This window comes from uncultured Sphingomonas sp. (assembly GCF_964235535.1).
GTDB lineage: Bacteria > Pseudomonadota > Alphaproteobacteria > Sphingomonadales > Sphingomonadaceae > Sphingomonas.
In genome coordinates, this window is sequence record NZ_CAXSBH010000006.1 from 17,845 (window position 1) to 44,572 (window position 26,728).

General features: G+C 68.0%; 26 protein-coding genes, 1 tRNA gene and 1 pseudogene. 15 read left to right on the forward strand and 13 right to left on the reverse strand.

Annotated features, from left to right (window positions below; all coding sequences use genetic code 11):
* Positions 1-132 precede the first annotated feature (132 nt).
* From ACFE7F_RS03395 to ACFE7F_RS03405, 3 genes are all read right to left on the reverse strand, one after another.
* Complete coding sequence (locus tag ACFE7F_RS03395; protein WP_375402437.1) at positions 133-1,200, reverse strand: acyl-CoA dehydrogenase family protein; 1,068 nt, start codon at positions 1,198-1,200, stop codon at positions 133-135.
* 169 nt (positions 1,201-1,369) lie between these two features.
* Positions 1,370-2,581, reverse strand: coding sequence for an acyl-CoA dehydrogenase family protein (locus ACFE7F_RS03400; protein ID WP_375402438.1), 1,212 nt, complete (start codon positions 2,579-2,581; stop codon positions 1,370-1,372).
* A gap of 520 nt (positions 2,582-3,101) precedes the next feature.
* Complete coding sequence (locus tag ACFE7F_RS03405; protein ID WP_375402439.1) at positions 3,102-3,908, reverse strand: hypothetical protein; 807 nt, start codon at positions 3,906-3,908, stop codon at positions 3,102-3,104.
* A gap of 361 nt (positions 3,909-4,269) precedes the next feature.
* Here ACFE7F_RS03405 and ACFE7F_RS03410 point away from each other — a divergent pair, with 361 nt between their 5' ends.
* On the forward strand, positions 4,270-4,968 hold the full coding sequence (locus tag ACFE7F_RS03410; protein WP_375402440.1) for a glutathione S-transferase N-terminal domain-containing protein: 699 nt from the start codon (positions 4,270-4,272) through the stop codon (positions 4,966-4,968).
* Here ACFE7F_RS03410 and ACFE7F_RS03415 read toward each other — a convergent pair.
* The gene (locus ACFE7F_RS03415; RefSeq protein ID WP_375402441.1) at positions 4,965-5,750 is read right to left on the reverse strand and encodes an SDR family NAD(P)-dependent oxidoreductase; all 786 of its coding nucleotides are present in this window, start codon (positions 5,748-5,750) and stop codon (positions 4,965-4,967) included. The two genes, ACFE7F_RS03410 and ACFE7F_RS03415, sit on opposite strands and share 4 nt — an antisense overlap.
* Before the next feature lie 66 nt (positions 5,751-5,816).
* Between ACFE7F_RS03415 and ACFE7F_RS03420 the strand changes: the two genes are divergently transcribed.
* Genes ACFE7F_RS03420 through ACFE7F_RS03430 form a run of 3 tightly spaced genes read left to right on the forward strand, consistent with a single transcriptional unit; the run spans position 5,817 to position 8,574 of the window.
* Entirely contained in the window at positions 5,817-7,343 is a 1,527-nt protein-coding gene (locus tag ACFE7F_RS03420) for a class I adenylate-forming enzyme family protein (RefSeq protein WP_375402442.1), read from the forward strand.
* Positions 7,340-8,119, forward strand: coding sequence for a thioesterase family protein (locus tag ACFE7F_RS03425; protein WP_375402443.1), 780 nt, complete (start codon positions 7,340-7,342; stop codon positions 8,117-8,119). The genes ACFE7F_RS03420 and ACFE7F_RS03425 overlap by 4 nt, the downstream gene beginning before the upstream one ends.
* A 26-nt stretch (positions 8,120-8,145) precedes the next feature.
* A complete protein-coding gene (locus ACFE7F_RS03430) occupies positions 8,146-8,574 on the forward strand; it encodes a hypothetical protein (protein WP_375402444.1) in 429 nt (142 codons plus the stop codon).
* A 7-nt stretch (positions 8,575-8,581) separates the two neighbouring features.
* Here the strand turns inward: ACFE7F_RS03430 and ACFE7F_RS03435 are convergent, their stop codons facing one another.
* Entirely contained in the window at positions 8,582-9,877 is a 1,296-nt protein-coding gene (locus tag ACFE7F_RS03435; protein ID WP_375402445.1) for an MFS transporter, read from the reverse strand.
* A gap of 153 nt (positions 9,878-10,030) precedes the next feature.
* Between ACFE7F_RS03435 and ACFE7F_RS03440 the strand changes: the two genes are divergently transcribed.
* Positions 10,031-10,927, forward strand: coding sequence for an SDR family oxidoreductase (locus ACFE7F_RS03440; protein WP_375402446.1), 897 nt, complete (start codon positions 10,031-10,033; stop codon positions 10,925-10,927).
* Positions 10,928-10,946: 19 nt separating this feature from the next.
* Here the strand turns inward: ACFE7F_RS03440 and ACFE7F_RS03445 are convergent.
* From ACFE7F_RS03445 to ACFE7F_RS03455, 3 genes are all read right to left on the reverse strand, one after another.
* Positions 10,947-11,031, reverse strand: a tRNA-Leu gene (locus ACFE7F_RS03445).
* 84 nt (positions 11,032-11,115) lie between these two features.
* Positions 11,116-11,844, reverse strand: a complete 729-nt coding sequence (locus ACFE7F_RS03450) for a class I SAM-dependent methyltransferase (protein WP_375402447.1) — start codon at positions 11,842-11,844, stop codon at positions 11,116-11,118.
* Positions 11,845-11,894: 50 nt separating this feature from the next.
* Entirely contained in the window at positions 11,895-13,403 is a 1,509-nt protein-coding gene (locus tag ACFE7F_RS03455) for a YifB family Mg chelatase-like AAA ATPase (RefSeq protein ID WP_375402448.1), read from the reverse strand.
* 99 nt (positions 13,404-13,502) lie between these two features.
* On the opposite strand from ACFE7F_RS03455, the gene ACFE7F_RS03460 reads away from it, so the two are divergent.
* From ACFE7F_RS03460 to yihA, 6 genes and pseudogenes are all read left to right on the forward strand, one after another.
* Complete coding sequence (locus ACFE7F_RS03460; protein WP_375402449.1) at positions 13,503-13,778, forward strand: hypothetical protein; 276 nt, start codon at positions 13,503-13,505, stop codon at positions 13,776-13,778.
* A gap of 89 nt (positions 13,779-13,867) precedes the next feature.
* Entirely contained in the window at positions 13,868-14,002 is a 135-nt protein-coding gene (gene rpmH, locus ACFE7F_RS03465; protein ID WP_174292372.1) for a 50S ribosomal protein L34, read from the forward strand.
* 11 nt (positions 14,003-14,013) lie between these two features.
* A pseudogene (gene rnpA / locus ACFE7F_RS03470) lies at positions 14,014-14,325 on the forward strand (ribonuclease P protein component); the annotation flags it as partial.
* A 13-nt stretch (positions 14,326-14,338) separates the two neighbouring features.
* Complete coding sequence (yidD, locus tag ACFE7F_RS03475) at positions 14,339-14,548, forward strand: membrane protein insertion efficiency factor YidD (protein ID WP_375402450.1); 210 nt, start codon at positions 14,339-14,341, stop codon at positions 14,546-14,548.
* A 10-nt stretch (positions 14,549-14,558) separates the two neighbouring features.
* Complete coding sequence (yidC, locus tag ACFE7F_RS03480; protein WP_375402451.1) at positions 14,559-16,265, forward strand: membrane protein insertase YidC; 1,707 nt, start codon at positions 14,559-14,561, stop codon at positions 16,263-16,265.
* Positions 16,262-16,915 carry a ribosome biogenesis GTP-binding protein YihA/YsxC gene (gene yihA, locus ACFE7F_RS03485; protein WP_375402452.1) on the forward strand — a complete coding sequence of 218 codons (654 nt, stop codon included), beginning with the start codon at positions 16,262-16,264 and terminating at the stop codon, positions 16,913-16,915. The genes yidC and yihA overlap by 4 nt, the downstream gene beginning before the upstream one ends.
* 120 nt (positions 16,916-17,035) lie before the next feature.
* On the opposite strand, the gene ACFE7F_RS03490 is transcribed toward yihA, so the two are convergent.
* Together ACFE7F_RS03490 and ACFE7F_RS03495 are read right to left on the reverse strand one after the other, a co-directional pair.
* On the reverse strand, positions 17,036-18,544 hold the full coding sequence (locus tag ACFE7F_RS03490; protein ID WP_375402453.1) for a M20/M25/M40 family metallo-hydrolase: 1,509 nt from the start codon (positions 18,542-18,544) through the stop codon (positions 17,036-17,038).
* Between the two features lie 64 nt (positions 18,545-18,608).
* The gene (locus tag ACFE7F_RS03495) at positions 18,609-19,826 is read right to left on the reverse strand and encodes an esterase-like activity of phytase family protein (RefSeq protein WP_375402454.1); all 1,218 of its coding nucleotides are present in this window, start codon (positions 19,824-19,826) and stop codon (positions 18,609-18,611) included.
* 374 nt (positions 19,827-20,200) lie between these two features.
* On the opposite strand from ACFE7F_RS03495, the gene ACFE7F_RS03500 reads away from it, so the two are divergent.
* Both ACFE7F_RS03500 and dapE read left to right on the forward strand, forming a co-directional pair.
* Positions 20,201-20,863, forward strand: coding sequence for a glutathione S-transferase family protein (locus ACFE7F_RS03500; protein WP_375402455.1), 663 nt, complete (start codon positions 20,201-20,203; stop codon positions 20,861-20,863).
* Positions 20,860-21,984, forward strand: coding sequence for a succinyl-diaminopimelate desuccinylase (dapE, locus tag ACFE7F_RS03505; protein WP_375402456.1), 1,125 nt, complete (start codon positions 20,860-20,862; stop codon positions 21,982-21,984). Before ACFE7F_RS03500 ends, dapE begins: the two co-directional genes overlap by 4 nt.
* Here the strand turns inward: dapE and ACFE7F_RS03510 are convergent.
* The 3 genes from ACFE7F_RS03510 to ACFE7F_RS03520 all read right to left on the reverse strand — a co-directional run bounded on the left by ACFE7F_RS03510 (position 21,959) and on the right by ACFE7F_RS03520 (position 24,432).
* On the reverse strand, positions 21,959-22,510 hold the full coding sequence (locus ACFE7F_RS03510; protein WP_375402457.1) for a Smr/MutS family protein: 552 nt from the start codon (positions 22,508-22,510) through the stop codon (positions 21,959-21,961). The genes dapE and ACFE7F_RS03510 overlap by 26 nt on opposite strands.
* On the reverse strand, positions 22,485-23,594 hold the full coding sequence (locus ACFE7F_RS03515; RefSeq protein WP_375402497.1) for a murein transglycosylase A: 1,110 nt from the start codon (positions 23,592-23,594) through the stop codon (positions 22,485-22,487). The genes ACFE7F_RS03510 and ACFE7F_RS03515 overlap by 26 nt, the downstream gene beginning before the upstream one ends.
* Before the next feature lie 217 nt (positions 23,595-23,811).
* On the reverse strand, positions 23,812-24,432 hold the full coding sequence (locus ACFE7F_RS03520) for a Tim44/TimA family putative adaptor protein (RefSeq protein ID WP_375402498.1): 621 nt from the start codon (positions 24,430-24,432) through the stop codon (positions 23,812-23,814).
* A gap of 181 nt (positions 24,433-24,613) precedes the next feature.
* Between ACFE7F_RS03520 and secB the strand changes: the two genes are divergently transcribed.
* Positions 24,614-25,123 carry a protein-export chaperone SecB gene (secB, locus tag ACFE7F_RS03525; protein ID WP_375402458.1) on the forward strand — a complete coding sequence of 170 codons (510 nt, stop codon included), beginning with the start codon at positions 24,614-24,616 and terminating at the stop codon, positions 25,121-25,123.
* A gap of 31 nt (positions 25,124-25,154) precedes the next feature.
* Entirely contained in the window at positions 25,155-26,717 is a 1,563-nt protein-coding gene (gene murJ / locus ACFE7F_RS03530; RefSeq protein WP_375402459.1) for a murein biosynthesis integral membrane protein MurJ, read from the forward strand.
* Positions 26,718-26,728: the final 11 nt, after the last annotated feature.

Here is a 26,728-nt window from a genome sequence, read left to right on the forward strand (position 1 = left end):
AAGCGTGGTTTCGCTCGAATGAACGAGGATATGTGCGACCCTGTGACATATCTGCTACGTCTTCTAATCCAGCATAGAAAACCGGACCATAATTTCTATCGCAAGTAAACGGCCATGTGCTTTCGCGGGCGATCAGTACCCGTTCAACCGCGCAAACCGCTCGCGGTGGTGGGCCGCGTTGCCCCACATCGCCTCCAGCACCGCCGAGCGTTTGAGATAGAATCCCGCATCATACTCGTCGGTCATACCGACGCCGCCATGCAGCTGCACCATCTCGCGGCTGACGAGCTTCAGCGTCTCGCCCGCGCCCGCCTTGGCCAGGCTGACCGCCTGGTCGAGGTCGGACCGTCCCGCATCGATCGCCTCCAGCGCCGCCTCCACGGTCGACCGCATCAGCTCCAGCTCGGTCAGCTGCTTGGCCATCCGGTGCTGGAGCGCCTGGAACGTCGACAGCTTCTGCCCGAACTGCACGCGCGTCTTGAGATAGTCGTTGGTCACGCCGAACGCCTGCTCGGCCATGCCCAGCATCTCCGCGCAGATTACCGCGGTCGCCCGGTCGACGACCGCCGCGGTCAGCTCGGGCCCGCCCAGCCGCATGGCGGGCGCACTCTCGAACCGCACTTCCGCATGGCTGCGGTGATCGGCCATCGCGCGCGGCGAGCGCGTCACGCCCTCGTCGCCAGCCACCAGATACAGCCCGTCCGCGGCCGCGACCACGAACAGCGCGGCCGAGTCCCCTTCCGCGACGAACGCCTTCACGCCCGTCAGCCGACCGCCCTCGGCACGGGTGCGCAGATTCTCCAAGCTATGATGCGGGCCCTCGTCCACCGCCAGCGTCGCCACGACCTCGCCGCCCGCGATGCGCGGCAGCCACTCGGCCTTGGCGTTCTCGTCGGACCCCACCGCGATCGCGGTGGCCGCCGGCCCGACGCTCGCCAGCGGCGTCGCGACCAGATTGCGCCCCAGCTGTTCGACCACCAGCCCGAGCGACAGATATCCGAACGCCGACCCGCCATGCTCCTCGGGCACGACGATCCCCGCCCAGCCCATCTGGCCGATCGTCCCCCACGCCTCGCGGTCGTACCCCTCGGTCGGCGCGGCGGCGCGCAGCTTACGGAACGCGGTCACGGGCTGCTCATTGTCCGCCCACTCGCGCGCCATGTCGCGCAGCATCACCTGTTCGTCGTTCAGCACGGCCATGATATCGCCCTCTCCTGATTATCGAACCCTCTCCCGCTTTCGCGGGAGAGGGACAGGCGCGTAAGCGCCAGGGTGAGGGCCGGACCTTGCCCGGACAGGCCCGTCCCTCACCCTCGCCGCGCTATGCGCGTCTTTCCCTCTTCCACAAAAGCGGGAGAGGGTTTTGACCTCACGCCGCCTCGGTCATCCCGAGTATCCGCTTGGCGATCACGTTATTCTGGATTTCGCTCGACCCGCCATAGATCGACACCGCCTTGCCCCACAACCAGGTCCGCGTCTGCGTCAACTCGGCCTCGGAAAAGCCTTCGCCCTCCCAGCCCAGCCCCTGCATCCCCATGATCTCGACGCCCAGTTCCGCGCGGTCCTGCGTCACGCGCGCGCCGACATTCTTCATGATCGACGTCGCCGCGCTCGGCCCCGAGTTCGACTTGGCCTCCAACGCCGCGCGCCGGAGCGTCAGCGCGAAGGCGCGCGCGTCCATCTCGTGCCGCACCAGCCGCATCCGCAGGTCGCCGTCGCTCAGCCGTCCTCGATCATCCACGCCCCGGTACCGCTTGGCGATCGCGCTGATCGCGTCGCCCGCCATCATGCGGCCCGTGGAGCCCCCGCCCGACAGGCTGGACCGCTCATGCTGGAGCAGCCGGGTGCCGATCGCCCAGCCCTGACCCTCCTGGCCGACCAGATTGCCCTTGGGCACCTTCACGTCGGTAAAGAACGTCTCGCAGAACGGCGACGCGCCCGAGATTAGCCGGATCGGCTTCACCTCGACGCCCGCAGCATCCATGTCGATCAGCAGGAAGCTTATGCCCGCATGCTTGTGGCTCCGGTCGGTGCGGACCAGCGCAAAGCATTTGTGCGCCCACTGACCGCCGCTCGTCCACGTCTTCTGGCCGTTGACGAGGTAATGGTCGCCCTTATCCTCCGCCGACATCTGCAGCGCCGCGAGGTCCGACCCCGCGCCCGGCTCCGAATAACCCTGGCACCACCGCACCGTGCCGGTGGCAATGCCCGGAATATGCTCCTGCTTCTGCTCTTCCGACCCGTATTCCAGCAACGTCGGCCCGAACATCATCACGCCCATGCCGCCGATCGGGTTCCACGCGCCGATCCGGTTCATCTCCTCCTGCAGCACGCGTGCCTCGGGACGCTCCAGCCCGCCACCGCCATACGCCTTGGGCCAGGTCGGGACGCCCCACCCCTTCGCGCCCATCGCCTTTTGCCACGCCGCCTGTTCGTCGGTCTGATCGCCGGGCCCGTCGATCGCGGACATGGCATTGTCCTTGTGCGCGAGCGCAAGCGGGAAGTTCTCGGCAAGCCACGCGCGCACTTCTTGGCGGAACGCGTCCTGCGGGTCGGTCATGGTCTGGGGGGCAGCGGCCATCGGATCGGTTCCTTAAATTGGAAGATCGGGTATGCCCGCCGCCATGCCATCAAACCGCACCAAGCGCAAAGGCTCTTACTTCACGAATGATCGCCGACGCCACTCACAGCTACTAGATCATCGTTTCATAAAGGCGGTCTCGCTTCCTGCATCCACGGAAATGAGCGGCCCGGGCAGATTGAGCTCGTATGTCAGGTCTATGCTCTGCCATCGCCCTCTCTGCTCATATACCTTGCTGGGTCCATACTGCCTCTGGTGAAAGGAGATTATGTAATTTTCCAGTTCAGCACCGTCGAAGGTTATGCGCCCAACTCCTTCGCTCAACTCCCTCCCAAACTTGAAAGTGCCATCCGAACATTTTCCGACATAACAAAATCGATATCGATTAGGTGCTTCGATATCCAATGTGGCTCCCTGATCTTCACCCACGACCTCATAATGACCGAATAGATCAGAACGCTTCACCGTGCACCCGCTCAAAGCGACCACCGCCGCGAGCCCGAGAAGGTAAGTCGGCATTTTATCGAGCAATATTGCCGTTTAAATCGGTCCGCCATGTCACCGCCTGCTTTGTATCGCCATAAGCTCCGGGCCTCTGATTATTGTCGACCATATTGAAACCGATCCGATCGGTCCAGTTACCTGCGAAGAAAGATCGTAGGCTCATCGTATTCGTAGCTCGCCATTCAACGACGCCTTCTCCGACTAGCTTACCATATAGAGTGAAAGAGCCGATCACGTGAGCCTCGGGCGTTCCGATCAGCTCCACAGGAACTCCGGCGTCCGTATTTCCCGGCTCGAGTGGGATAAATGTGCCTTTATAATCTGTATAGATGCCGCCCCGCGCCTGCAAGCCGCCCTCGCGACCTTTCCAGTCGGCGAGGGCGATGGTCACATGCTCTCGCGTTGTCTTCGACACAGCAAAGCCGCGAGTAAAGGCGTCGTTCGGACCGAACTCCCGCCGCTGCGGCCCAGTGCCGGTGCGGAACTCACGGAGCAGGGTAGCCGCTTCGGTATGGCCCGTCCGGTTGAACACCGCTTCGGTCGCGCGTATCGGCGCACCGACCGTCACGTCGAGCATCGCCTCGCGCGCGGCGGCGGTAGCGGCGATCGCGCGGTCGGCGACGCCGCGGCCGATCGTGCCGACGACGCCCTCAAGCGTGTATTCGCGCGGAATGCGGGGTCCAACGTCGCCAAGCTGGGCGAACCGCAGCGGCGCACCGCGATCGGAGGTGTCGCCGACCGCCGCGTCTTCCAACGCCGTCGCGGACGCGAAGCGGAGCTCGCCGGCCTGAACCGGCGTCAGCCTTCCCTCGATGGCGATCAACAGCGCCGCCGCCCTGGCCGGATCATCGACCGCCACGGTCGCGATCTCCCGTGCGAGCGCGCCTAGGTCGGGATTGCCAAGTGTAGTCGATAATCCCTTCAGCAAACTATCAAGCCCGCCTGGAGGTGGCGCGAAAGTGAAACCGGGCTGCATCTGCTGGATCGTCATCGCGCTTCTCTCCACCGAGTCGCGACCGTTCTGCCGCATCGTCGCACGAAGCGCCATCCGCGTTTCGCGGAGGCAAACTAAGCGTTTCGCGGAGGCTAGCTGCGCGTTTCGCGCAGGCCGCCGCCGCCAAGCTGGTGATCGCGGTCCGCCTTCCCCACCTGCGGCCGGGTCAAGAACCGGCGGGAGAAGCCCCATGATCGACCTGCATTATTGGCCCACGCCCAACGGCCACAAGATCACGCTCTTCCTGGAAGAGGCGGGGCTCGACTACCGCGTCCATCCCGTCAACATCGGCCAGGGCGACCAGTTCAAGCCCGATTTCCTGGCCATCGCCCCCAACAACCGCATGCCCGCGATCGTCGACCACGCACCCTCGGACGGCGGCGAGCCGATCTCGGTTTTCGAATCCGGCGCGATCCTCCTCTATCTCGCGCAGAAGACCAATCGCTTCGTTCCCGCCTCATCACGCGACCGGCTGCAGGTCATTGAGTGGCTGATGTGGCAGATGGCGGGCTTCGGCCCGATGCTGGGCCAGAACCACCATTTCACTCGCTACGCGCCCGAACAGGTTCCGTATGCGATCACCCGCTACCAGAGCGAAACCAATCGCTTATACGGCGTCCTCGACCGCCGGCTCGAAGGCCGCGATTTCATCGCCGGCGAGTATTCGATCGCCGACATGGCCTGCTACCCCTGGGCGGTCGCGCATGAATGGCATCACGTCGACCTCGCCGACTTCCCGAATGTCCGCCGCTGGCACGACGCCATTCGCGCCCGTCCCGCCACGATCGCCGCCTATGCCAAGGGCAAGCAGGTCAACGACGCCCCGCCGGGCATGACCGACGAACAGAAGAAGGTGCTGTTCGGCCAGGGCGCGGCTCCCGCGCGCTAGTGCTCGCGCCCGGGCCGCCGGCTCAGCCCCACATCCAGGTGCGACCCGGCGTCGAGCGTGATTACCTCGCCCGTGATCACCCGGCTCGCAGGGTCGAGCAAATTGACGATCGGCCCGGCGATGTCGTCCGGGCCCGTCGCGAACCCCATCGGCACCCCGCCCGCGATCCGCTCGTTGAGCTTCCCGAACCCCTCCGTCCCCAACCGCTTCTCGAACCAGCCCGTACCCACATATCCCGGCGCGACCGCGTTCACCCGGATCGCCGGGGCCAGCACCCGCGCCAGGCTCAGCGTCATGGTGATCATCGCCCCCTTGCTCGCGGCGTAGGCGACCGACGACCCCATTCCGTACACCCCCGCGACCGACGCGACGTTGACCACCGACCCGATCCCGCCCTCGCGCATCGATGCCGCGCAAGCCCGGATCATCTGGAACGCCGCCACCGTGTTCAACCGGTACAGATCCACGAAGTCCTCGGCCTGGAGCGCGTCCAGATCCTCATGGTTGGCGAACTTGGTCCGCCCCGCATTGTTGACCAACAGGTCGATCCTGCCCCACTTGCCGACCGCTGCCTCGGCCAACGCCCGGCACTCGGCGTCGTCGGCCACGTCCGCCCGGACCGCGATCCCGCCCACCTCGCCCGCCAACGCCTCCGCCTCGTCCCGGCTGGACGCATAGTTGACGACACACCGCACGCCCCGGCCCGCCAGCCGCCGCACGACGCTCGCCCCGATGCCCGTACCCCCGCCCGTCACGACCGCGACCGCCCCGTCCATGTTCATGTCCGCTTCTCCCGTTCGAAGATCGCGTATGGCATCCCGCTTCCGGCTCGCCTAGCATCGCGGCCCATGACCGCCGCCGACCTGCTCGCCTCCGACTTCGCCACACTCCCCGACCTTCTCCGCCTCCACGCGGCCGAGCGTGGGGCCAAGACCGCCGTCGCCGACGACCACCGCGAAGTCGATTACGCCACGCTCGACCACCTGACCGACCGCTTCGCCGCCGGGCTTCAGCAGGGCGGCGTAGCCCAGGGGACCGCGGTCGCGATCGTCGCCCATCCTTCGGTCGAGCAGGTCGTCGCCTATTTCGGCGCGGTCCGGGCCGGCTGCCTCGCGGCCCCGATCGCGCCATCCGCCACCCCCGACCAGATCGCCGCGATGATCCGCGACAGCGGTGCGACCCTCGCCTTCCTCGACGGACCCGCCGCCGCCGCGCTCGCCGGTCGCGACCTCGCCGCCAGGCCCGTCATGCTCGGCGACCTCGAAGCATGGCTCCCGCCCGCCCACACCCGCGCCGCCCCCGTCGTGATCCGCCCGGAGGACGGCTTCAACATCATCTACTCGTCGGGCACGACCGGCACCCCCAAGGGCATCGTCCAGAGCCACGCGATGCGCTGGGCGCACATCTCGCGCAACACGGCGGCGGGCTTCGGCGACGCGGTGACGATGATCGCCACCCCGCTCTACTCGAACACCACGCTCGTCAGCTTCCTGCCCACGCTCGGCTGGGGCGGCACCGCGGTCGTGATGGGCAAGTTCGACGCCCGCCGGTATCTCGAACTGGCCGAGCGGCATCGCGCCACCCACACGATGCTCGTCCCCGTCCAGTATCAGCGCATTATGGCGGTCCCCGACTTCGACCGGTTCGACCTGTCGTCCTTCCGCTTCAAGACCTGCACCAGCGCACCCTTCTCGCCGGCGCTCAAGGCCGACATCGTCGCCCGCTGGCCCGGGCTCCTCGTCGAATATTATGGCATGACCGAGGGCGGGGCGAGCTGCGCGCTCAACTGCACCGCCTATCCCGACAAGCTCCACACCGTCGGCCCGCCGATGCCCGGGCACGAGGTCCGCCTGATCGACGATGACGGACGGGAGGTCGCGCCCGGCGGGACGGGCGAAGTCGTCGGTCGCTCCCCTACCATGATGACCGGCTATCACGGCCGCGAGACCGCCACCCGCGACGCCGAGTGGCGCGACGCGAAGGGCACCCGCTTCATCCGCCACGGCGATGTCGGCCGCTTCGACGAGGACGGGTTCCTGATCCTCATGGACCGCAAGAAGGACCTGATCATCTCGGGCGGTTACAACATCTATCCATCGGACCTCGAAGCGGTCCTGCTCCGCCACCCCGCCGTCGCCGACGCGACCGTGATAGGCGTGCCGTCCGACGCCTGGGGCGAGACGCCTGTCGGCTTCTACGTCGCCCGCGACGGCGCGACGGGGGACGCAGAAGCCATGCTCGCCTGGTTCAACGGCGAGGTCGGCAAGACCCAACGCCTGTCCGCGCTCCACCAAACCGACGAGCTACCCCGCAGCGCGATCGGCAAGGTCCTGAAGCGCGAGCTCCGCGACCGTCTACTGGGTGCGGCGGCATGACCACCTTACCCGCGATCCTGCAGGCGCTCGAACCGATCGAGGGCGGCTGGCGCGGCACTATCCCGGACAATTGGCTACAAGGCCGCACGGCATACGGCGGCCTCTCCACCGCGCTTGCGCTCCACGCCGCAAAGGCGTCGGACGTCGACCTGCCCCCGCTCCGCTCGGCGCAGGTGTCCTTCATCGGTCCGCTCGCGGGCAACGTGCTGATCCGCGCCACCCGCCTTCGCCGTGGCCGCAATGCCGCCTTCATCCACGCCGATGTCGAGAGCGAGGCCGGGCTCGGCCTGCGCGCCGTCTTCGTCTTCATGCGCGACCAGGCTTCGAAGATCGATCACGTCGTCGGCCAGGCTCCCGACTTCGCGCGCCCCAAACCCGCCGACCGTGTCTTCAGCGGCACCGACCGAGGGCCCGACTTCATCCGCAATTTCGAGTTCGTGGACCGCCGCGAGCCTGGCGGCGACCCCGCCGAATGGCTCCGCTGGGTGCGCGTCAAGGACCGCGCCGGGCTCGACCCGGAGGTCGAGCTCGCACTGATCGGCGATTGCCTGCCCCCGGCCGCGATGCGGCTCGCGCCCGCGTTCATGCCGCTCAGCTCGCTCACCTGGCTCCTCAACCTGCTCGGCCCCGTGCCTGTGACGGAGGACGGCTGGTGGCTGCTCCGCGCGCGGACCGCGTATGCGCGGGCGGGTTCCTCGAGCCAGGATATGGGGATATGGTCGGCCGACGGGACGCCGGTCGCCGAACAAATGCAGAGCGTCGCCATCTTCGGATGAACGCGCCGAAACGGGGGAGAGTCGAGATGAAGAAGATTTTGGTCGCCGCATTACTCGGCGCGGGCCTGACTGCCTGCGGAGGCACACCCGCCACCAACGAACAGGCGGCCGCGACCGACATGGCGGAGACCTCCACCCGCGAGCCGCGCCGCACCCGCGGTTTCCTGCGCGCCGATGCTAACGATGACGGCATCGTGACCCGCGCCGAGCTGGGTGAGGAGGCCGACGGCCGCTTCGCCCGGATCGATGACGACCGCGACGGCACCGCGTCCGCGACCGAACTCGCCAGCCGTCAGGGGCGCGGCGAGCGTCGCGGGGCCGAGGACACCGGCTCGCGCCCGGTCGCCGCGATCACGAAAGCCGACTACCGCGACCGCGCCCTGGCCCGCTTCGACCGCCGCGATGCGGATAAGGACGGTCGCTTGGCCGACGAAGAACTATCGCCACAACAGTAGCGCAAGCTCAGTCCTCGACGATCCGGCTGTGCGTGCGCGTGTCCGGCATCCGCAGATAGGCCACCAGCGACACCGCGATCATCACGGTGACGTACCCGTAGAACCAGCGCTCGACGCCCTGATCCTTCAACCACAGCGCCAGATACTCCGCCGTCCCGCCAAAGATCGTGTTGGCGATCGCATAAGGCAGCGCCACGCCCAGCGTCCGGATATGCGCCGGAAACATCTCCGCCTTCAGCACCCCGCTGATCGCCGTATATCCGCTGAGCGCTACCAAAGCCGCCGCGATCAGCACGAACGCCAGCACCGGGCTCGTCACCCGCTCCAGCGCAAGGAACAACGGCGCGGTGCCGATCACCCCCAGCACCCCGAACCCGACCAGCAACGGCTTCCTGCCCACCCGGTCCGACAACGCTCCCGCGACCGGCTGCACCGCCGCGTACAACAGTAGCGCCGCCGTCATCACCACCGTCGCGGTCGGTCGGTCGAACCCGGTCGTGCCCACCAGGAACTTCTGCATGTACGTCGTGTACGCATAGAAGGCGAGCGTACCCCCGGCCGTCAGCGCCATCACCGTCCAGGCCTCGCGCGGATGCTCGCGGAACAACGCTGCCCCGCTCGACCGCCGCTCGCCCTTCACGGCCCTATTCTTAACGGCCCGGAACGACTCGGTCTCCAACAGCCCGCGCCGGATGCGGAACACCGCCACCGCCAGCAGCCCGCCGATCGCGAACGGCACCCGCCAGCCCCACGCCTCCAGCGCCGCCTCGTCCAATATCGCCTGCAGCAGCAACAGCACGCCCAGCGCGGTCAGCTGCCCGCCGATCAGCGTCACATACTGGAAGCTCGCATAATATCCGCGCCGTTCCCGCCCGGCCATCTCCGACAGGTACGTCGCGCTAGCGCCGTATTCGCCGCCGACGCTCAATCCCTGGAGCATCCGCGCGAACACCAGTATCGCCGGCGCGACCGCCCCCGCCGTGGCGTAGGTCGGCGTGACCGCGATCAGCAGGCTACCAAAACACATCAAAGTCACCGACAAAGTCAGCCCCGCCTTGCGCCCGTGCCGGTCCGAATAGACCCCCATCACCCAGGCTCCGATCGGCCGCATCAGGAACCCGACCGCGAAGATCGCCGCCGCATTCAACAGCTGCGCGGTCGCGCTCGCTTTCGGAAAGATCACCGGCGCGAAATACAGCGCGAACGCCGAATAGACGTACCAATCGTACCACTCGACAAGGTTCCCCGCCGACCCGCCCACGATCGAGCGCAGCCGGCCTGGCCGCCGCGCCGCGTCAATCAACTCGCATCGCCTCGCACGCCGTTCTCCGATCGTTATCGTCGATGTCGCGCACCATAGCGCCCCGGCCGGACCCGCCAAGCGGAACGCCGGCCGCACCGGGTGGTTGGACCGTCTGATCGAACGCGCGACGCGCGCGGAGCGGAGGATAGGACCATGGCCGATCGTCTCACCATGCAGGACCCGCGCGGACAATATCCGAAACCGCCCTTCGGCGAGCAGCCCCAGCCGGTGCCGGGCCTGGCGCGCGATATGAGCCCCCGGCCCGATCACGGCGAGGAGAGCTACCGCGGCTCGGGCAAGCTCGCGGGTCGCCGCGCGCTCGTCACGGGCGGCGACAGCGGCATCGGGCGCGCCGCCGCGATCGCCTTCGCGCGCGAGGGCGCGGATGTGGCGATCGGCTATCTGCCCGCCGAAGAAGCGGACGCCAGCGAGGTGATCGCGCTTATCGGGGCGGAGGGGCGGGTCGCGGCCGCGCTGCCCGGCGACGTGTCGGTCGAGGCGTTCGCGCGCGACCTGCCCCGCCTCGCGGCCGAAGCGTTGGGCGGGCTCGACGTGCTCGTGATCAACGCCGGCCACCAGCAGTCGCGCGACGCGCTGGCCAACGTCACCAGCGCCGAGTTCGATGAAACGATGAAGGTCAATCTGTATGCGCTGTTCTGGACCACCCAGGCCGCGCTTCCGCTCATGCCCCCCGGCTCGTCGATCATCACCACCTCGTCCGTTCAGGCCTATGATCCGTCCGCGAGCCTGATCCACTACGCCACCACCAAGGCGGGGATGGTCGCCTACACCAAGGCGCTGGCGCAGCAGACGCTCAAGCTGGGCATCCGCGCCAATGTCGTGGCACCCGGCCCGTTCTGGACCGCGCTCCAGTCGAGCGGCGGCCAGCCGCCGGAGAAGGTCGACACTTTCGGGTCGGGAAGCGCGTATGGCCGCCCCGGCCAGCCGGTCGAGATCGCGCCCGCCTACGTCCTGCTCGCTTCGCAGGAGGGCAGCTACATGAACGGCGAGGTGCTGGCCGTCACCGGCGGCTCGGGCAGCGTGGCCTGACCCGCCGGAAGCTGCTCGGTGGTGCGGGCGGTGGGAATCGAACCCACACTCCTTGCGGAACCGGATTTTGAGTCCGGCGCGTCTACCAATTCCACCACGCCCGCAGCGGTCGGCAGCGATGGCGGTGCCACAGGCCGCGCCCTCCCGTCCAGTCCTTACCGCCAAAAGCGAAGCCGGTCGCCCGCGACTCAGTCCGCCACCACGAGACGATAACCCGCGTCGTACGCGTCGAGCGTAAGCAGCTCGGCATAGCGTCGATCCCATTCACCGGATTCGATATTCTGCCTCAGCTTCTCCAGTCCTAGCTCGGCCTTGCCGATCGCCCAGAAGGATGAGCTGCCAGACCGGACTCGCGCGTCCAGATAGGTCGCAGGGCGTCTCCAGTAAGCGTAAAGGAAGCCGTCGCTGCAATCGTGCGGCACCGGGACAGGTGTGATCCGCACCCTGTCGAGCCATCGTTCATAGTCGGACAGCTTAGGCATTTGCCTTTCGTCCAATGCTGCGAGTTCGGGGAGATAGTCGGTCAGCCAAGGCCTATGTGAGGGATCGAACGTCAGGAGGACGATAGGGCCGCGCGTCACGCGACGCATCTCGCGCAAACCCGCCTGCTTGTCGGGCCAGTGATGGACGGTGAGGATCGCCATCGACGCATCAAAACTATCATCGCCGAACGGCAGATCGTCAGCGGTCGCCTGCACCACTTCGGCTGATCCCGGACTTCGCTGCCTGATCATCTCCGACGAAGGCTCGACCGCAGTGAGCCGACAATCGGTCGGCTCGTAGGAACCGGTCCCGGCACCGACGTTAAGGATCGTCTCCGCATTACCGAGCGCGTCCCCAATCAGGCTCATGATGCGCGGATCGGGCTTACGAAGCTCTGCGTAGTTGATTCCAATGCTGTCGTACTTCGCTGCCACCTCGCCGCCTACCTTCTCACTATCGATCACCGCTGTCTTTTCGAGCTCAATCAGTTCCTCGGCGGCTGCCTCCGGTAGCTCAGCGCCTCCGCGACGTGGATGCGCCCGACCCCGTCCGATCCCGCCAGATCGGCGATCGTCCGCGCGACGCGCAGCACGCGCGTATAGCCCCGCGCCGACAGCCGCATGGCTTCGGCGGCCTGCGCGAGCAGCCGCCTCCCCGCCTCGTCGGGCGTCGCAACCGCCTCCAGCACCGGACCGTCGGCCTCCGCGTTGGTGCGCGCCGGGTCGTCCCTGTATCGCTCGCCCTGCACCGCGCGCGCCGCCGCAACCCGCGCCGCGACCTCCGCCGACCCTTCGGCGGGTGGCGGCAGCACCAGATCGGCGGCCGATACCGCGCGCACCTCGACATGAAGGTCGATGCGGTCGAGCAGCGGCCCCGACACCTTGGCCTGATAATCCGCCGCGCACCGCGGAGCGCGCGCGCACGCCAGGCTGGCGTCGCCCAGATGCCCGCACCGGCACGGGTTCATGGCGGCCACCAACTGCACGCGAGCCGGAAATGTCACATGCGCGTTCGCCCTGGCGACGCTCACCGTCCCGGACTCGAGCGGCTGGCGCAGCGAGTCGAGCGACCCGCGCGCGAACTCGGGCAGCTCGTCCAGGAACAGCACGCCCAGATGCGCCAGGCTGACTTCGCCCGGCTTGACCCTAAGCCCGCCCCCGGTCAGCGCCGCCATCGACGCCGAATGGTGGGGGCTGCGGAACGGCCGCGTCCGCGTCAGCCGCCCGCCGGTCAGCGTCCCCGCCACCGATTGCACCATCGACACCTCCAGCGCCTCGGCCGGATCGAGCGGCGGCAAAATGCCTGGCAGGCACGACGCCATCAACGATTTGCCCGCCCCCGGCGGCCCGACCATCAGCAGGTTGTGCGCTCCGGCCGCCGCGATCTCCAGCGCGCGCTTGGCAGTTTCCTGTCCGCGCACCTGACGCAGGTCCGGCCCGCGTCCGGGCTCCTCGACCTCGCCGGGCTCGGGCCGCGCGAGCAGGCCGTGCCCCTTGAAGTGATTGATCAGCGCCAGCAGGTCGGGCGCGGCGACCACCTCGGCCGATCCCGCCCAAGCGGCCTCCGATCCTTGCGCGGCCGGGCACACCAGCCCGCGCCCTTCCGCGCCCGCATGCATCGCCGCCAGCAACACGCCCGGCGACGGCGCGATCCGGGCGTCGAGCCCCAGCTCGCCCACGACGAAATACTCCGCCAGCGTCTCGACATCGACCACGCCCATCGCGCCGAGCAGCGCGAGCGCGATCGGCAGGTCGAAATGCGACCCCTCCTTGGGCAGGTCGGCGGGCGACAAATTGACCGCGATCCGCTTGGGCGGCAGCGCCAGTCCCATCGCGGCGATGGCGCCGCGCACGCGCTCGCGGCTCTCGCCCACCGCCTTGTCGCCCAGCCCGACCACATTGAACGCAGGCAGGCCGGGGATCAGCTGCACCTGCACCTCGACCGGGCGCGCCTCCAGCCCCAGATACGCAACCGTCGACACGGACACCGCCATGCTCTTCCCCCTTACGGCCGACCATAACGACAAACCAGCGGGAGGAAACCGACCGAAGCTGACTTGCGCGAGTAACACACCGGCTCTATTTTCTTCACGATGACCGGTTCGCATCGCGCTTCCCGCTTCGCCTTGTGCCTGCTCGGTGTGGTGCTGCTGCTGCTGTCGCCGCTGGTGACGCCCGTGCCCGGCCCCGGCGGCATCTTCTTCGTCGCGGGCGGCCTCATCCTCATCCTGCGTAATTCGGCCCGCGCCAGGCGCAGCTACACCCGCAGGCGGCGCCGCTGGCCCCGGCTCGCCGCGTTTCTCGACCGCGCCATGCGCCGTCCCAGCGACAAGCGTCGCCGCGCCCGCCTGGACGGGACCGCGCGTTGACTGGGCCGGGCCGCTCCCCTATGCGCCCGCCGACGCGGTTGCCCTTCGGGTCAGCCCACCCCCGACATACGACGCCCAAGGAATGAACGATGAAGCGGACCTTTCAGCCGAGCAACCTGGTGCGCGCCCGCCGGCACGGCTTCCGCGCGCGCATGGCGACGGTGGGCGGTCGCTCGGTGATCCGCGCCCGCCGCAACCGCGGCCGCAAGAAGCTCAGCGCGTAACGACGCTTACGAAACGCCGTGATTTTCTAGCGGCGAACAACGCTCGTCGCGCACCGATGCCGGGCTTCGTCCTGCTGGTGCGCGACCGGGCGGACGGCGATCCCGGCATCCGCATCGGCTACACCGTCACCAAGAAAATCGGCGGCGCGGTCGTTCGCAACCGCATGAAGCGCCGCCTGCGCGCGCTCGCCCGCGATCTGCTGCCGACCGGCGGCGTTCCCGGCGCGGACCACGTGCTGATCGGCCGCCAGGGTGGGATCGAGCGCGACTACGCCAAGCTTCGCGCGGAACTTGGCAAGGCGCTGGGCAAGGTCGCCCGGTGACCCTCGGCACGACGTGACCCGCCTCCTGATCCTGTTCGTCCGCGCCTGGCAGGTCGGTCCGTCCGCCATCCTGCCGCCCACCTGCCGGTTCGATCCGTCCTGTTCGGCCTATGCAATCGGGGCGCTTGCCCGCTATGGCGCGGCCAAGGGGGGCTGGCTCGCGGCCAAGCGGATCGCGCGTTGCCGTCCATGGGGCGGCTGGGGCCCGGATCCCGTACCATAAGGCTGCCGACTTGACCGAAGACCGTCGCAATTTCGTCCTGTTCGCGGTCATCGCGGCGCTGATCCTGTTCGGCTGGCCCCTGATCCAGTCGCGCTTCTTCCCCGCCGCCAACCCGCCCGTCAGCAAGGTCGTCGCCGGCAAGTCGCAACCCCTGCCCCAGCCGCAGGCCGATCCGACCGCCGACAGCCCCGCCGCGCTCCGTGACCGCGCGCTCGTCCTGGCCGAGAGCCCCCGTGTACGCATCGAGACGCCGACCTTGCGCGGCTCGATCAACCTGCGCGGCGCGCGCATCGACGACCTGACGCTCGTCGCCTATAACGAGACGATCGCGCGCAACTCCGCGCCGATCCGCCTCCTATCCCCCGCCGGGGCACGCGATGCGTATTTTGCGGGCTTCGGCTGGCGCGGCGAGGGTCTCGTTCCTCCCACCGCCGATGCGGTATGGCGGGCGTCCTCGCCCGTGCTCCGTCCCGGCAGCCCGGTCACGCTCGACGCGGTCGGCGGTAACGGCCAGCGCTATCGCCTCCGCCTGTCGGTCGACGACGGCTACATGTTCGGCGTCCAGCAGACGGTGCTGAACGCCGGCCCCCGCCCGGTCGGCGTCGCCAGCTACGGCCTCGTCAATCGCACCGCGCCGTCGAAGAACGCCGACACCTGGACGATCCATGTCGGCCCCATGTCGGCGCATAACGACCGCGCCGACTACGACACCGATTACGACGATCTGGCCGAGGATGGCGCACAGCGCTTCACCACGACCGGCGGCTGGCTCGGTTTCTCCGACCTCTATTGGCTCACCGCCGTCATCCCCGACCAGGCGCGCGGCTTCGACGGCCAGTTCCGCGCCGGTCCGAACAAAAGCTTCCAGGCCGACTACACCGCCGCCCCGCGCGCGCTCGCGCCCGGCCAGGCGCTGACCCAGACCAGCCGCTTCTACGCCGGCGCGAAGGAGGTCGCGCTACTCGATCGCTACACAGATCTCCAAGGAGTGACCAAGCTCGATCGCGCCATCGATTGGGGCTATTTTCGGATCATCGAAAAACCGATCTTCTACTACCTCGACTGGCTGTTCCGCATGGTCGGCAATTTCGGCGTGGCGATCATCGCGCTCACCGCCACCTTCCGCCTGCTGCTGTTCCCGATCGCCCAGCGCCAGTTCGCGAGCATGGCGAAAATGCGCGTCCTTCAGCCCAAGATGAAGGCGCTTCAGGAACGCTACAAGGACGACAAGGTCAAGATGCAGCAGGAGGTGATGGGCCTCTACAAGACCGAAAAGGTCAATCCGCTCGCCGGCTGCCTGCCCACGCTCCTCCAAATCCCGATCTTCTACGCGCTCTACAAGGTGCTCCTGCTGACGATCGAAATGCGTCATCAGCCCTTCGTCGCCTGGATCAAGGACCTGTCCGCGCCCGACCCGCTCACCCCCGTCAATCTTTTCGGCCTGCTCCCCTTTACGCCTCCCGCCTTCATCGGCATCGGCGTGATCCCAATCCTGCTCGGCGTGTCGATGTACCTGCAGTTCAAGCTTAATCCGCAACCGACCGACGAGACGCAGAAGCAGGTCTTCGCCATCATGCCGTGGGTGCTGATGTTCGTCATGGCGCCTTTCGCGGTCGGCCTGCAGGTTTATTGGATCACCTCGAACTTCCTGGCCATCCTGCAGCAGCGCGTGCTCTACGCTCGTCATCCCGACCTCAAGGTCGCAGCCGCAAAGTGACCGACGACGCACCCGATCGGCCGTCCGAGGACCTGACCGAACTCGCGCGCAAGATCTTCGCCGGGCCGATCGCTTTCCTGCGCTCCGCTCCCTCGCTCGAGCACCTGCCCGACCCGCTCGTCCCCGAGGTCGCCTTCGCCGGCCGCTCGAACGTCGGCAAATCGTCGCTCCTGAATGCGCTTACCAACCGGAACGGCTTGGCGCGCACCTCCAACACGCCCGGTCGCACGCAGGAGCTGAATTTCTTCGATGTGGGCGAACCGCTGCGCTTCCGCCTCGTCGACATGCCCGGCTACGGCTTCGCCAAGGCACCCCCTGCGGTGGTCCGGCAATGGCGTTTCCTCGTCAACGACTTCCTGCGCGGCCGCGCTGTCCTCAAACGCGCGCTGGTGCTCGTCGACTCGCGCCACGGCGTGAAGGATGTCGACCGCGAGATCTTCGAAATGCTCGACCGCGCCGCCGTCTCCTACCACCTCGTCCTGACCAAGGCCGACAAGATCAAGGCGACCGACCTCGCCGCCGTCACCCGCGCCACCGCCGACGAAGCGCGCAAGCACCCCGCGGCCCACCCCGAAATCATCGCCACCTCCAGCGAAGGCGGCCTCGGCATCTCCGAACTCCGCGCGGCGGTATGGGGCGCGGTCCTCTAAGCCCTCTCCCGTTCGTCACCCCGGGCTCGACCCGGGGTCCCGCTACCGTTCTGTCGCGCTCAGGAAGCGGGACCCCGGCTCAAGGCTAGGGTGACGAAAAGATGGGCTGATAGCGCGACCTCACACCAGCGCCATCTGATACAGGAAATCGGCAAACCCCTCGGTCGCGCCGTCATACCCCCTGACCTTCGGGTTCGTGCTCTCGATCAGCAGATATTCGTCGGGCGCATGCGCCCCGCCGCCATGCCCCAGCCCGAACTGCCCCGCCGGCAGCGACACCGGCGCGGAGGTAAAGACGTACCCCGGCCAGCTTCCCGCCAATCGCGGATAGACGCTCGTCTTCACGCCGGCGCGAGCATAGGTCGCCAGCTCCGCCTTGATCAGCCCGCTATCCTCCGCCGTCTCGGTCGGGTCGTACCCGCCCGACATCTTCACCGCGACGTCGCCGAACCCGCGCTTGGCCAGATGCGCCTTGAGCTTGGCGATCGAGTCCGCGCTCGTCTGGTAGGGCACCAACCGGCAATCGATCTTGGCGACCGCCCGTCCCGGCAGCACCGTCTTGCCGCCCGGCCCCGTATAGCCGGACACCAGCCCCTCGATGTTGATCGTCGGCATCGCCGCCAGCCGTTCCAGCGTCGCGGTCCAGCTTTCGTCGCCGATCCAGCGTTTAACGCCCAACTGCGTCAGCTCGTTCGCCGAGGACCGCGTCCGCGCCGACTCGGCGATCAGCGCCTTTTCCCGCGCGGTCAGCGGGCGCACCCGCTCGAACCAGCCGTCGATCGCCGGCGTGTTGCCGTCCGCCGACACCAGCGTCCCGAGCGCCTGGACCAACCGGCAGGCCGGGCTGTCGACCACCGCCTTATAGCTCGAATGGATGTCCTTGGCGGGCCCGCGTCCCCACGCTTCTCCGGACGCGATCAGCTCCAGCTCGATCATCCCCTTGGCACCCAGATTGACCGATACCGCGCCGTCCGTCCGGTCCTGCCAGCTCGCCGGGATGATCACGCCCGAACAGCGCTTCAACGCCGCGAGCACGTCCGGCCGGCGCACCACTTCAGTGAAGTGCGGCGACCCGATCTCCTCCTCGCCCTCGGCGATCAGAACCAGATTGACCGGCGGCTTGATCCCCGCCGCGCGAAACGCGTGCAGCGCTGCCAGCATCGCGCTCTGCGGCCCCTTCTGGTTGGTCGCGCCGCGCCCCATCATCACCCGACCCAACCCCGGCCGGTCGACGATCCGCCCCTCCAGCGGCGGCGAGGACCATTCGGCCGCGTCGAACTGTTTTACGTCGTACATGAAATACAGGCCGAGCGTCCGCTTCGCGCCGTTGTCCATGATCCCGAACACGCCCGGCGCGCCCGCCGTCGGCACCCGCGCGGCCTGGCCGAACCCGGCGTCGCGCGCCAGCTCGATCATCCGTGCGCAGCCCCGCTCCATGTCGCGGTCCTCCGCCGCGATCGACGGCAGCGCGATCCAGTCGCGTAAGCGCTGGACGGACGCGTCGTGCCCGCGCCCGATCGCCGCCTTCAGGCGCGTCATGTCGCCACCCTGCGCCAGTCCCGCGCCCGGCGCGAGCAGCGCCGCACCCACCGCCGCTCCGCCCAGCACACCCCGTCGATCCATATGCATGCGCCGCTCTCCCCGATCCCGCGCATCGGACCATGCCGCGCCGCGCATGGCAAGCGGCGCGAAGTCAGCCCAGATCGAACGGCAGGTCCACCCGCCAAAAACGCGTCGCCACGCCCTCGATCCCGAAATCATTGTCGTTGACCAACAACAGCGAGCGCGGAGACAGCACCGCCACCCCTTCCAGATCCGCGCCCAACTCGGGTAGATCGTCGCTGCTCAGCACCAGCCGCTTCGACAGGATCGGCAGGCCTGCCGCCCCGTCGGCGCTCAACTCCTCGACCGTCGGCCGCACCGCTTCGTCCAGATACGACGAGTCGAGTACCAGGTCGGTCTCAAGATCGACCAGATACAGCTTGGTGGTCAGCGATACGCGCTCCAGCACCAGCAACCGGTCCGCCCCGACCGCGACGATCTCGCTCACCTTCACGTCCGACCGCTCGACCTCGCCTGCATCGGCATCGCGCCGAAAGGTCTTCGGCGCGTCGAGCGGATACAACCACTCCGCCGCGACCGCGCCCGTCGCGGCGTCCAGCCGCCACAGCCGCACATGCCGCGCCCGCTCATGCGCGTCGTCGTCCGGATGCGACAGCGGGCTCTGAAAGGCGAGATGCAGCCACCGCTCGTCCGGCGACAGCGCGATCGCCTCGAACCCGCGATTGAGCCGCCGCCGCGCCGCGATCGCCGGCAGCGCCCCGACTACCGGATAGCGGGCACCCGCGAACAGCTCCTCGCAACCCGCCGGCACCCACCGCACCGCGACCGCGCCGTCCGCCCCGACGCGCAGCAGCGACGGCCCGTACTCGTCGCCCACCCAGAAGCCGCCGTCGCGCAAGGGCGCGACACCCTCGCTGTCGACCCCCGACGGATCGGGCGCGATCACCCGGCCGTCCAGTCCGATCGCGGGCTCGCTCCGGTTGTTCGGCCCGCCCGGCACCGGCAGCCCCGATACGGCTTGGCCGTCCCGGTCGCGCAGCGGCACCGACCGCACGATCTCGACCCGGTCGTCGTCGACGCGCAGCTCGGACAGCGCCGGCCCTACTCCCAAGCACGGCATCACCTTGGCCCCGTCCCGAGTCCGGTGCTTGGCCAGCTCCTCAAGGCCGTACCGCTCGACCGCGAGCTTCACCTTCAGGTTCGGCCCGCGGTCCCCGACAGCCCAGATCCGGCCGTCCGCGCCCGCCGCCAGTCCCGATCCGACCCCGCGCGTCACCGTCAGCACCCCGCCCGGCAGCTCCAGCCGCGCCAGCACCTCGTCCTCGAACCGCAGTTCGGTCACTCGCATCATCTGGTCCCCCATCCGCGCCGAACGCATGACCTGTCGGTTCGGGACCGCTTGCTGTCCTACAGGCGGCGATCGTGCCAGCCTCCTTCAACGCTCTTTCTCACCGTGAACCGATATGATCCCCCGAGCGCGATCCGCGTCGTTTGACGCACCTGCGCGCTCAAAAAACGTGTCGCTCGTCTACGCCTGACAACTTCCACACCGAGTCGCGCCTGCGGTTCCTTGGATCGAGAACGAACCAACCCACTGATATCGTGCATTTTCGAAGCGGCCCATCCTCCACCAAGGCTGTTTTCGACAACACGACTCGCCACACCTTCGCCAACATCCGCGTACCGTTGCCCTGTTCAGCGTGGTCGCCTACTCGTCGCAAGATGAAGCTCATCATCGGCAACAAAGCCTACTCCTCCTGGTCGCTGCGCGGCTGGCTTGCCGCCAAGCATAGCGGTCTGCCTTTCGAGGAGGTGGTCGTGCCCCTCTACGACGCCGAATGGGATCAGCGCCGCGAGGGCGACGAATTCGCCCCGTCGTCCGGCAAGGTTCCGATCCTGTGGGACGGCGATGCGGTCGTGTGGGACAGTCTGGCGATCATCGAGTATCTCGGCGACAAGGTCGGCCGCGACCGCTTCTGGCCCGAGGGCGACGCGCCGCGCGCGATGGCGCGTTCGATGGCCGCCGAAATGCATTCCAGCTTCACCGCGCTCCGCCGCAAGCACCCCATGAACATCCGCCAGCAGTTCCCGGCGACCCGGCCCGACGACGACGTGCTGGTGGAGCTGCGCCGGGTCATGGAGCTCTGGGCGCAGGCCCGCGCGCGCTTCGGCGGCACGGGCGACTTCCTGTTCGGCCAGTTCGGCGCAGCCGACATCATGTTCGCGCCCGTCGTTACTCGGGTCGTCACCTACCAGCTCCCGATCGCCCGCTTCGCCACCGGATACATGCAGGCGATGTTCGACCATCCGCTGATGCAAGAATGGATCGCCGGCGCGCAGGAGGAGGAGTGGGTGATCGAACAATACGAGCAGCCCGCCGTGTGATCGACGCGCTCGCGCTGACGCAGGCGCTGCTTCGCACCGAAAGCGTGACGCCCGCGCGCGGCGCGGTGTTCGACATCGCGGAAGCGGCGCTCGTCGCCCAAGGCTTTCAAGTCGACCGCTTCGTGACAGGCGAAGCTCCGGACGGTCCAGTCGAGAACCTGATCGCCACCCGCGGCGACGGCGCCCCCCACTTCGCCTTCGCAGGTCACCTCGACGTCGTTCCACCCGGCGCGGGCTGGACCGATGGGCCCTGGAGCGGCGAGGTCCGGGGCGGCCTGCTTCACGGCCGCGGCGCAGTGGACATGAAGGGCGCGGTCGCCGCGTTCATCGCCGCGGCCGCTCGGGCGCCCACGACCGGCACGCTCAGCCTGCTCCTGACCGGCGATGAGGAAGGACCGGCGACCCACGGCACCCGCGCCATCATCGACCGCTTGGCCCAGCGCGGCCTTCGCCCGGATCTGTGCCTTGTCGGCGAGCCCACATCCGCTCGGCAGTTGGGCGATACGGTCAAGATCGGCCGGCGCGGCTCGGTCAATATCTGGATCGACGTTCCCGGCCGGCAAGGCCACGTCGGCTATCCGCACCTCGCCGATAACCCGATTGCGCCACTGATCGCCGCGCTTGCCGAGTTGAACGGCCTCGTCCTCGACCAAGGCAACGCTTGGTTCCAGGCGTCGAACCTGGAGATCACCGACCTCCATGTCGGCAACGAGGCCACCAACGTGATCCCCGCCCGCGCTTCAGCCCGGCTCAGCATCCGCTTCAACGACGAACAGCGCGGCGACGATCTGGTCGAGCGGGTTCGTGACGTGGCTCAACGCCACGCGCCGACCGCGATCGTCACCGGCCGTGTCTCGGGCGAGGCGTTCCTGACCCTGCCCGGCCCGCTCTCGACGCTGGTCAGCGACGCCATCGCTGCACGAACCGGCCTCACGCCCGAGTCGTCTACCACCGGCGGCACGTCGGACGCGCGCTTCCTGTCGCGGCTTTGCCCCGTGGTCGAGTTCGGCCTGGTTAATGCCACCATGCACCAGGTCGACGAGGTGGTCGCGGTCGACGACCTCTACGTGCTCACCGACATCTACGCGGACGTGATCACCCGCGCGCTCGCCGGAGGATGATGTACAGCGCGCCCGCTCCTCCATGACGCGGATGCGCGGCCCTGACCGCGGCGACTCGCCCGGCATGGCGCGACGATGCCAACCAGTCCGCCACCGCCGCCCGGATAGCCCCACGTGCATGCGGCCGCTCCGACTCGGGTCGCGGCGGCTTACCCGTGACCAGCAGGACGATCCGGTCGCCCCGCGTCACCGCCTGATCAAGCCGCGCGTCGAGCAAAGCATGCGCCGACGCAAGCGTATGCCCATGCAGGTCGATGGTGTCGTCGGGCGCGACCGCTCCCTTGGATAATCGCCGATCCCACCCGCCATCCAGTGTGACGCCGGGACGTTCGACCTTCGCGGACGAAAGCAATACGACTGGGCGGGCCGCGGGGCGGACCCGTGCCGGCTCGATCCTGGGTGTCGGGGCAGCCGGCGGCGGCACCGGCTGCATCGCTGTCGGCGCAACCGCCCGCAGCGGCCGCACGCTCGCCATCACCCGCCGCCACAGCGCGAGTTCGTCAGGGTGTAGCGATCGCCCCGCCATCGCCGCCTCCCGGCCGCGCGCTGTTTAGCCTTTCAAGCGTTCCCTTGGGTAGCAGCAGGAACGCCGTCCCCCGCGCCGACATACCCCCAGCCGTCGCTTCGGCGAGCCGCCCCGCGCCCCAGAATGTGTCGTACCGGTTCGCGCCCTTGATCGCCCCGCCCGTATCCTGCGCAACCCACAGCCCGGTCGCGTCCGCCCGGTCGAGCGACAGGAACACGGGCGCACCCAGCGGCGTGAAATTGGGATCCGTCGCCGCGCTCACCCGTCCCTCGACCGGATAGCCCATCGCCCCCAGCGGGGCCGTGGTCAGCTCACGGAAGAACACGAAACTCTTGTTTTCACGCATGAGCGCCCGGCCTTCGGCGGGGTTAGCACGCAGCCAACCGACTATCCCCTGCATAGACGCCTGCCCGGGTCCGAGTAGTCCGCGATCACGCATCAACTTGCCGATGCCCGTGTACGCCCGCCCATTCTGCGTCTCGTAGCCGATCCGCATCACAGACCCGTCGGGCAACCGGAGCCGCCCCGAACCTTGGATTTGGAGAAAGAAGATCTCGACCGGGTCAGCCGCCCAAGCCAGCACCCGCGCCCGGCCCTCCAGCGCGCCCTCCTCGATCCGCGCGCGTTCGGGATAGGGCACGAAGTTCGACCCCTCGACCCGTCCCCTGATCTTGCGCCTCTTCAACTCATCGGAGAACCGGCCGAGATCGACATCGACCAGATCGTCGGGTCGCGCATAGATCGGCACCTCGTAACCCGCCCGCCGCTCGCGCGATCCGGCGATCTCCGGCTCGTAATACCCCGTCGCGAATGCACGGCCGTCGCCCACCTGCACGGCCTCGAACCGCTCGGCGAAAAAGATTCGCGCTTGACTTGCCCCGACCGTCTTCACGGCGTCGCAGGCCGCGCTCCAGTCGGCTCGACGTGTCAGCCCCGATCCGTCCGTCCGGCGCATTAACCCGGGACAGCTCAGCGCAAATGCCGCTCGCCCCGCTTCCGCCTGCGCATCCGTCATCGGCAACTCGGCAACGCGCGGCCCCGGCAGCACGCCCGCTGCCAAGGCTGTGGCTGCGCCCGGCGGCATGATCGTAGGTGTCGCCGGCAACGGCGTTGCCCCGATGATAGCTACGACCGGAGCCGGCGCGCGCACGACCGGCACCGGACCGCTCTCGACTATCGGATCAGCAATAACGGGTCTGGCGACGACGAGTGCGGGCGGCTTGGTTCCACCGACGCATGCCGCCAGAAACAGGATAATCGTCGAAACGCCCCCGAGACGGCCAGCGCCCACGTCCCGTTTCTCAAGCTTCGTCGGTATCGGCGAGCTTCCAGTTCGGATCGGGAGCGCCCAGCGTCCGCGCGAACGTCCAGACATCGTGGGTCTCGACCGCGTCGTCGGTCGATCCCGCGATCACCCGGTCCTCCGCATCGCGCGTCACCGCTGCGATGTCGGCGTCAAAACGCACGATGATCCGCGCCTCGCGCCCGGTCATCCGCGCATCGGCGATCGTCGCACGCTCGATCGTGACGAGCCGATTGTCCAATCGCTCACCCGCCTCACGCCGCGCCGCGATCGACTCGATGAAGGCATTCGCGACGCCATCCGTCGCCAATTCGCGGAGTTCCGCCTCGTCACCGCGCCAGAATGCCTCCAAGGTCATCCGGTACGCCGCCTTCGCGCCCTCCAGGAAGCGCGCGACATCGAACCCCGGCTCGGCCTGTACGATCTGGCGCAAGCCGTGCTCGGCCCCCGTCTCGATCGGGCGCGGGCCGCCGTCGCGCGGCTCGGACGGCGCGTCGACCGCACGTGGCAACGCAACCACGTTTCCGCGCTCCTCGGCAGGCTTGGGCAGAGCCTGCTCGTGGCCCGTCCGCTTGCCCAGTACCGAATAGAGCCGCAGCGCCAGGAACCCGGCGACCATGGCGAGAAGAATGACGTATAACACCCAGGCCTCCGATCTCACGCTCGTACATAGGCCCAAGGCCGTCCGAATAAAAGCAGCGCCCGTTGAAACGCGCCGGACCCGCTGCTAGTCGCGCCGACTTGGCAATAGGCGTGCGCCACGACCGCTCGCTGCTCACATCCCAAGTCGAGGACGGATCATGGCTCTTGAGGAAAACGGCACGGTCTCGAGCGAGCAGCCGATCGGCAATGGAGAGGACGTCGCCCCCGCCGCCGGCATGATCTCGCAATACGTCAAGGATTTGTCGTTCGAGAATCCGAACGCCCCGGCCATCTATCAGAACCAGGTCGCGCCCGGCATCGACGTCCAGTTCAACATTGCCGCCAATCAGGTAGGCGAAGAGGTGCATGAGGTCGTCCTCAAGATCGAGGTGCGCGCCGATTCCGACGGGCAGACCGCCTTCATCGTCGATCTGTCCTATGCCGGGTTGTTCGGCCTCCGGAACATTCCCGCCGAGCATATCCAGCCCTTCCTGCTCGGCGAAGCACCGCGCCTGCTATTTCCCTTCGCGCGCCGCGTCGTAGCCGATACGATCCGCGACGGCGGCTTCCCGCCGCTGCTCCTCGAGCCGATCGACTTCGGCGCACTTTTCCTCCAGCAGCTCGAACAGCAGGGTGCCGCGATGGCCACGCCGATGGGTCAGGCCTGACGCGCCCGGCTGCGCCGGCCGCTCGTCAACCATGAATCTCGCACGTGCGCTGGGCTCGGTCGGCGGGCTCACGCTGGCCAGCCGCGTGCTCGGACTGATCCGCGATGCGTTATTCGCGCGTTTCGTAGGCGCAGGCTTCGCCTCCGACGCATTCCTCGTCGCCTTTCGCTTGCCCAACCTATTTCGCGCCCTGTTCGCGGAGGGGGCATTCTCGGCGGCGTTCATTCCGCTGTTCAACCGCAAGGTCGGCGATCCCGCGGGACGCGGCCTGCCCGACGGCGTCCGTTTCGCCGAGGATGCGTTGTCGGTGCTGTTGCCGGTGCTCGTCGTCCTGACCGTCATCGTCGAGATTGCCGCTTGGCCCGTCACCTGGGCGTTGTCAGGCGGGTTCAACGACGCGAACCCCTACCAGTTCGATCAGGCCGTCCACCTCGCGCGCATCACCTTTCCCTATCTCGCGCTCATCTCACTCGTCTCGCTGCTAGGCGGCATCCTCAACTCGCTCCACCGATTCTGGGTGAACGCGGCCGCGCCGATCCTGCTCAACACGGTGCTGATCGCCGCGTTATTGCTATTCCACAGCATCGATCCGATGCTGACGGCACGTAATCAGGCTATCGGCGTGACGATAGCGGGCATTCTCCAGCTCGCCTGGCTTATCCTTGCCTGTCGCCAAGCAGGCATCCGCCTTAAGCTCAAACGCCCCCGCCTCGGCCCCGACGTGAAACGCCTCCTGTCGCTCATCTGGCCTGCTGCAGCCGGCGCCGGGGCGGTGCAATTCAACCTCGTGATCTCGACCGCGCTCGCCGCCACGATGCTTCCCGCCGGATCGGTCTCGTATATCTACTATGCCGACCGTCTGAATCAGCTGCCCCTCGGCTTGATCGGCATCGGCCTGGGCACCGTGCTGCTACCGACCATCTCGCGCCAGCTCGGCCGCGGCGAGCAGGCGGAGGCGATGGCCACACAGAATCGCGGGCTCGAACTCGCGCTGTTCCTGACGCTTCCCGCAACCGTCGCGCTGATCGTCTGTGGTGGCCCGATCGTCGCGGCGTTGTTCCAGCACGGCCAGTTCACTTCGGCCGACGGCGTCGCCACCGCGCAGGCGCTCGCCGCCTTTTCCGTCGGCCTTCCCGCCTACATTCTGGTCAAGGTGCTGACCCCAGGCTTCTACGCGCGCTCCGACACGCGAGCGCCCGTGCGGTTCGCGACGATCGCGATCGCGGTCAACCTCGTCCTCAATGTGGCGTTCATCATGCCGCTGCGCCACATGGGTCCGCCGCTAGCCACCGCCATCGGGAGCGGTGTCAACGCCGCCCTGCTCTACCGCGCATTGCGCCGACGAGAGCATTTCACACCTGATGCGCAGCTCCGTCGACGCGCGCCGCGCCTGCTGCTCGCCGCACTCGTGATGGGCGCGGCGATGTTCTTCCTGCTTGATCTGTTCCGGCCCTATGTCGTCGGCTCCATCAGGGAGCGCTGGGGCGCGATGCTCGTGCTGGTCGCAACCGGAACGGTCGTCTACGCCACCGCCACATTCGCGATCGGAGCGTTCCGGGGGTCCGACGTGACCCGTCTTCTCCGCCGCCGCTGACCCAAGGACTA

Bases quoted from the DNA above. Each gene is read 5' to 3' on its own strand.
- ACFE7F_RS03495 (WP_375402454.1), bottom strand. From the start codon at position 19,826: ATGCGAGTGACCGAACTGCGGTTCGAGGACGAGGTGCTGGCGCGGCTG.
- ACFE7F_RS03415 (WP_375402441.1), bottom strand. From the start codon at position 5,750: ATGAACATGGACGGGGCGGTCGCGGTCGTGACGGGCGGGGGTACGGGC.
- ACFE7F_RS03490 (WP_375402453.1), bottom strand. From the start codon at position 18,544: ATGCATATGGATCGACGGGGTGTGCTGGGCGGAGCGGCGGTGGGTGCG.
- ACFE7F_RS03420 (WP_375402442.1), top strand. From the start codon at position 5,817: ATGACCGCCGCCGACCTGCTCGCCTCCGACTTCGCCACACTCCCCGAC.
- ACFE7F_RS03425 (WP_375402443.1), top strand. From the start codon at position 7,340: ATGACCACCTTACCCGCGATCCTGCAGGCGCTCGAACCGATCGAGGGC.
- ACFE7F_RS03395 (WP_375402437.1), bottom strand. From the start codon at position 1,200: ATGGCCGTGCTGAACGACGAACAGGTGATGCTGCGCGACATGGCGCGC.
- rpmH (WP_174292372.1), top strand. From the start codon at position 13,868: ATGAAGCGGACCTTTCAGCCGAGCAACCTGGTGCGCGCCCGCCGGCAC.
- ACFE7F_RS03460 (WP_375402449.1), top strand. From the start codon at position 13,503: ATGACCGGTTCGCATCGCGCTTCCCGCTTCGCCTTGTGCCTGCTCGGT.
- ACFE7F_RS03520 (WP_375402498.1), bottom strand. From the start codon at position 24,432: ATGGTCGCCGGGTTCCTGGCGCTGCGGCTCTATTCGGTACTGGGCAAG.
- ACFE7F_RS03455 (WP_375402448.1), bottom strand. From the start codon at position 13,403: ATGGCGGTGTCCGTGTCGACGGTTGCGTATCTGGGGCTGGAGGCGCGC.
- ACFE7F_RS03430 (WP_375402444.1), top strand. From the start codon at position 8,146: ATGAAGAAGATTTTGGTCGCCGCATTACTCGGCGCGGGCCTGACTGCC.
- ACFE7F_RS03500 (WP_375402455.1), top strand. From the start codon at position 20,201: ATGAAGCTCATCATCGGCAACAAAGCCTACTCCTCCTGGTCGCTGCGC.
- murJ (WP_375402459.1), top strand. From the start codon at position 25,155: ATGAATCTCGCACGTGCGCTGGGCTCGGTCGGCGGGCTCACGCTGGCC.
- ACFE7F_RS03440 (WP_375402446.1), top strand. From the start codon at position 10,031: ATGGCCGATCGTCTCACCATGCAGGACCCGCGCGGACAATATCCGAAA.
- ACFE7F_RS03510 (WP_375402457.1), bottom strand. From the start codon at position 22,510: ATGGCGGGGCGATCGCTACACCCTGACGAACTCGCGCTGTGGCGGCGG.
- ACFE7F_RS03400 (WP_375402438.1), bottom strand. From the start codon at position 2,581: ATGGCCGCTGCCCCCCAGACCATGACCGACCCGCAGGACGCGTTCCGC.
- secB (WP_375402458.1), top strand. From the start codon at position 24,614: ATGGCTCTTGAGGAAAACGGCACGGTCTCGAGCGAGCAGCCGATCGGC.
- ACFE7F_RS03515 (WP_375402497.1), bottom strand. From the start codon at position 23,594: ATGCCGCCGGGCGCAGCCACAGCCTTGGCAGCGGGCGTGCTGCCGGGG.
- ACFE7F_RS03410 (WP_375402440.1), top strand. From the start codon at position 4,270: ATGATCGACCTGCATTATTGGCCCACGCCCAACGGCCACAAGATCACG.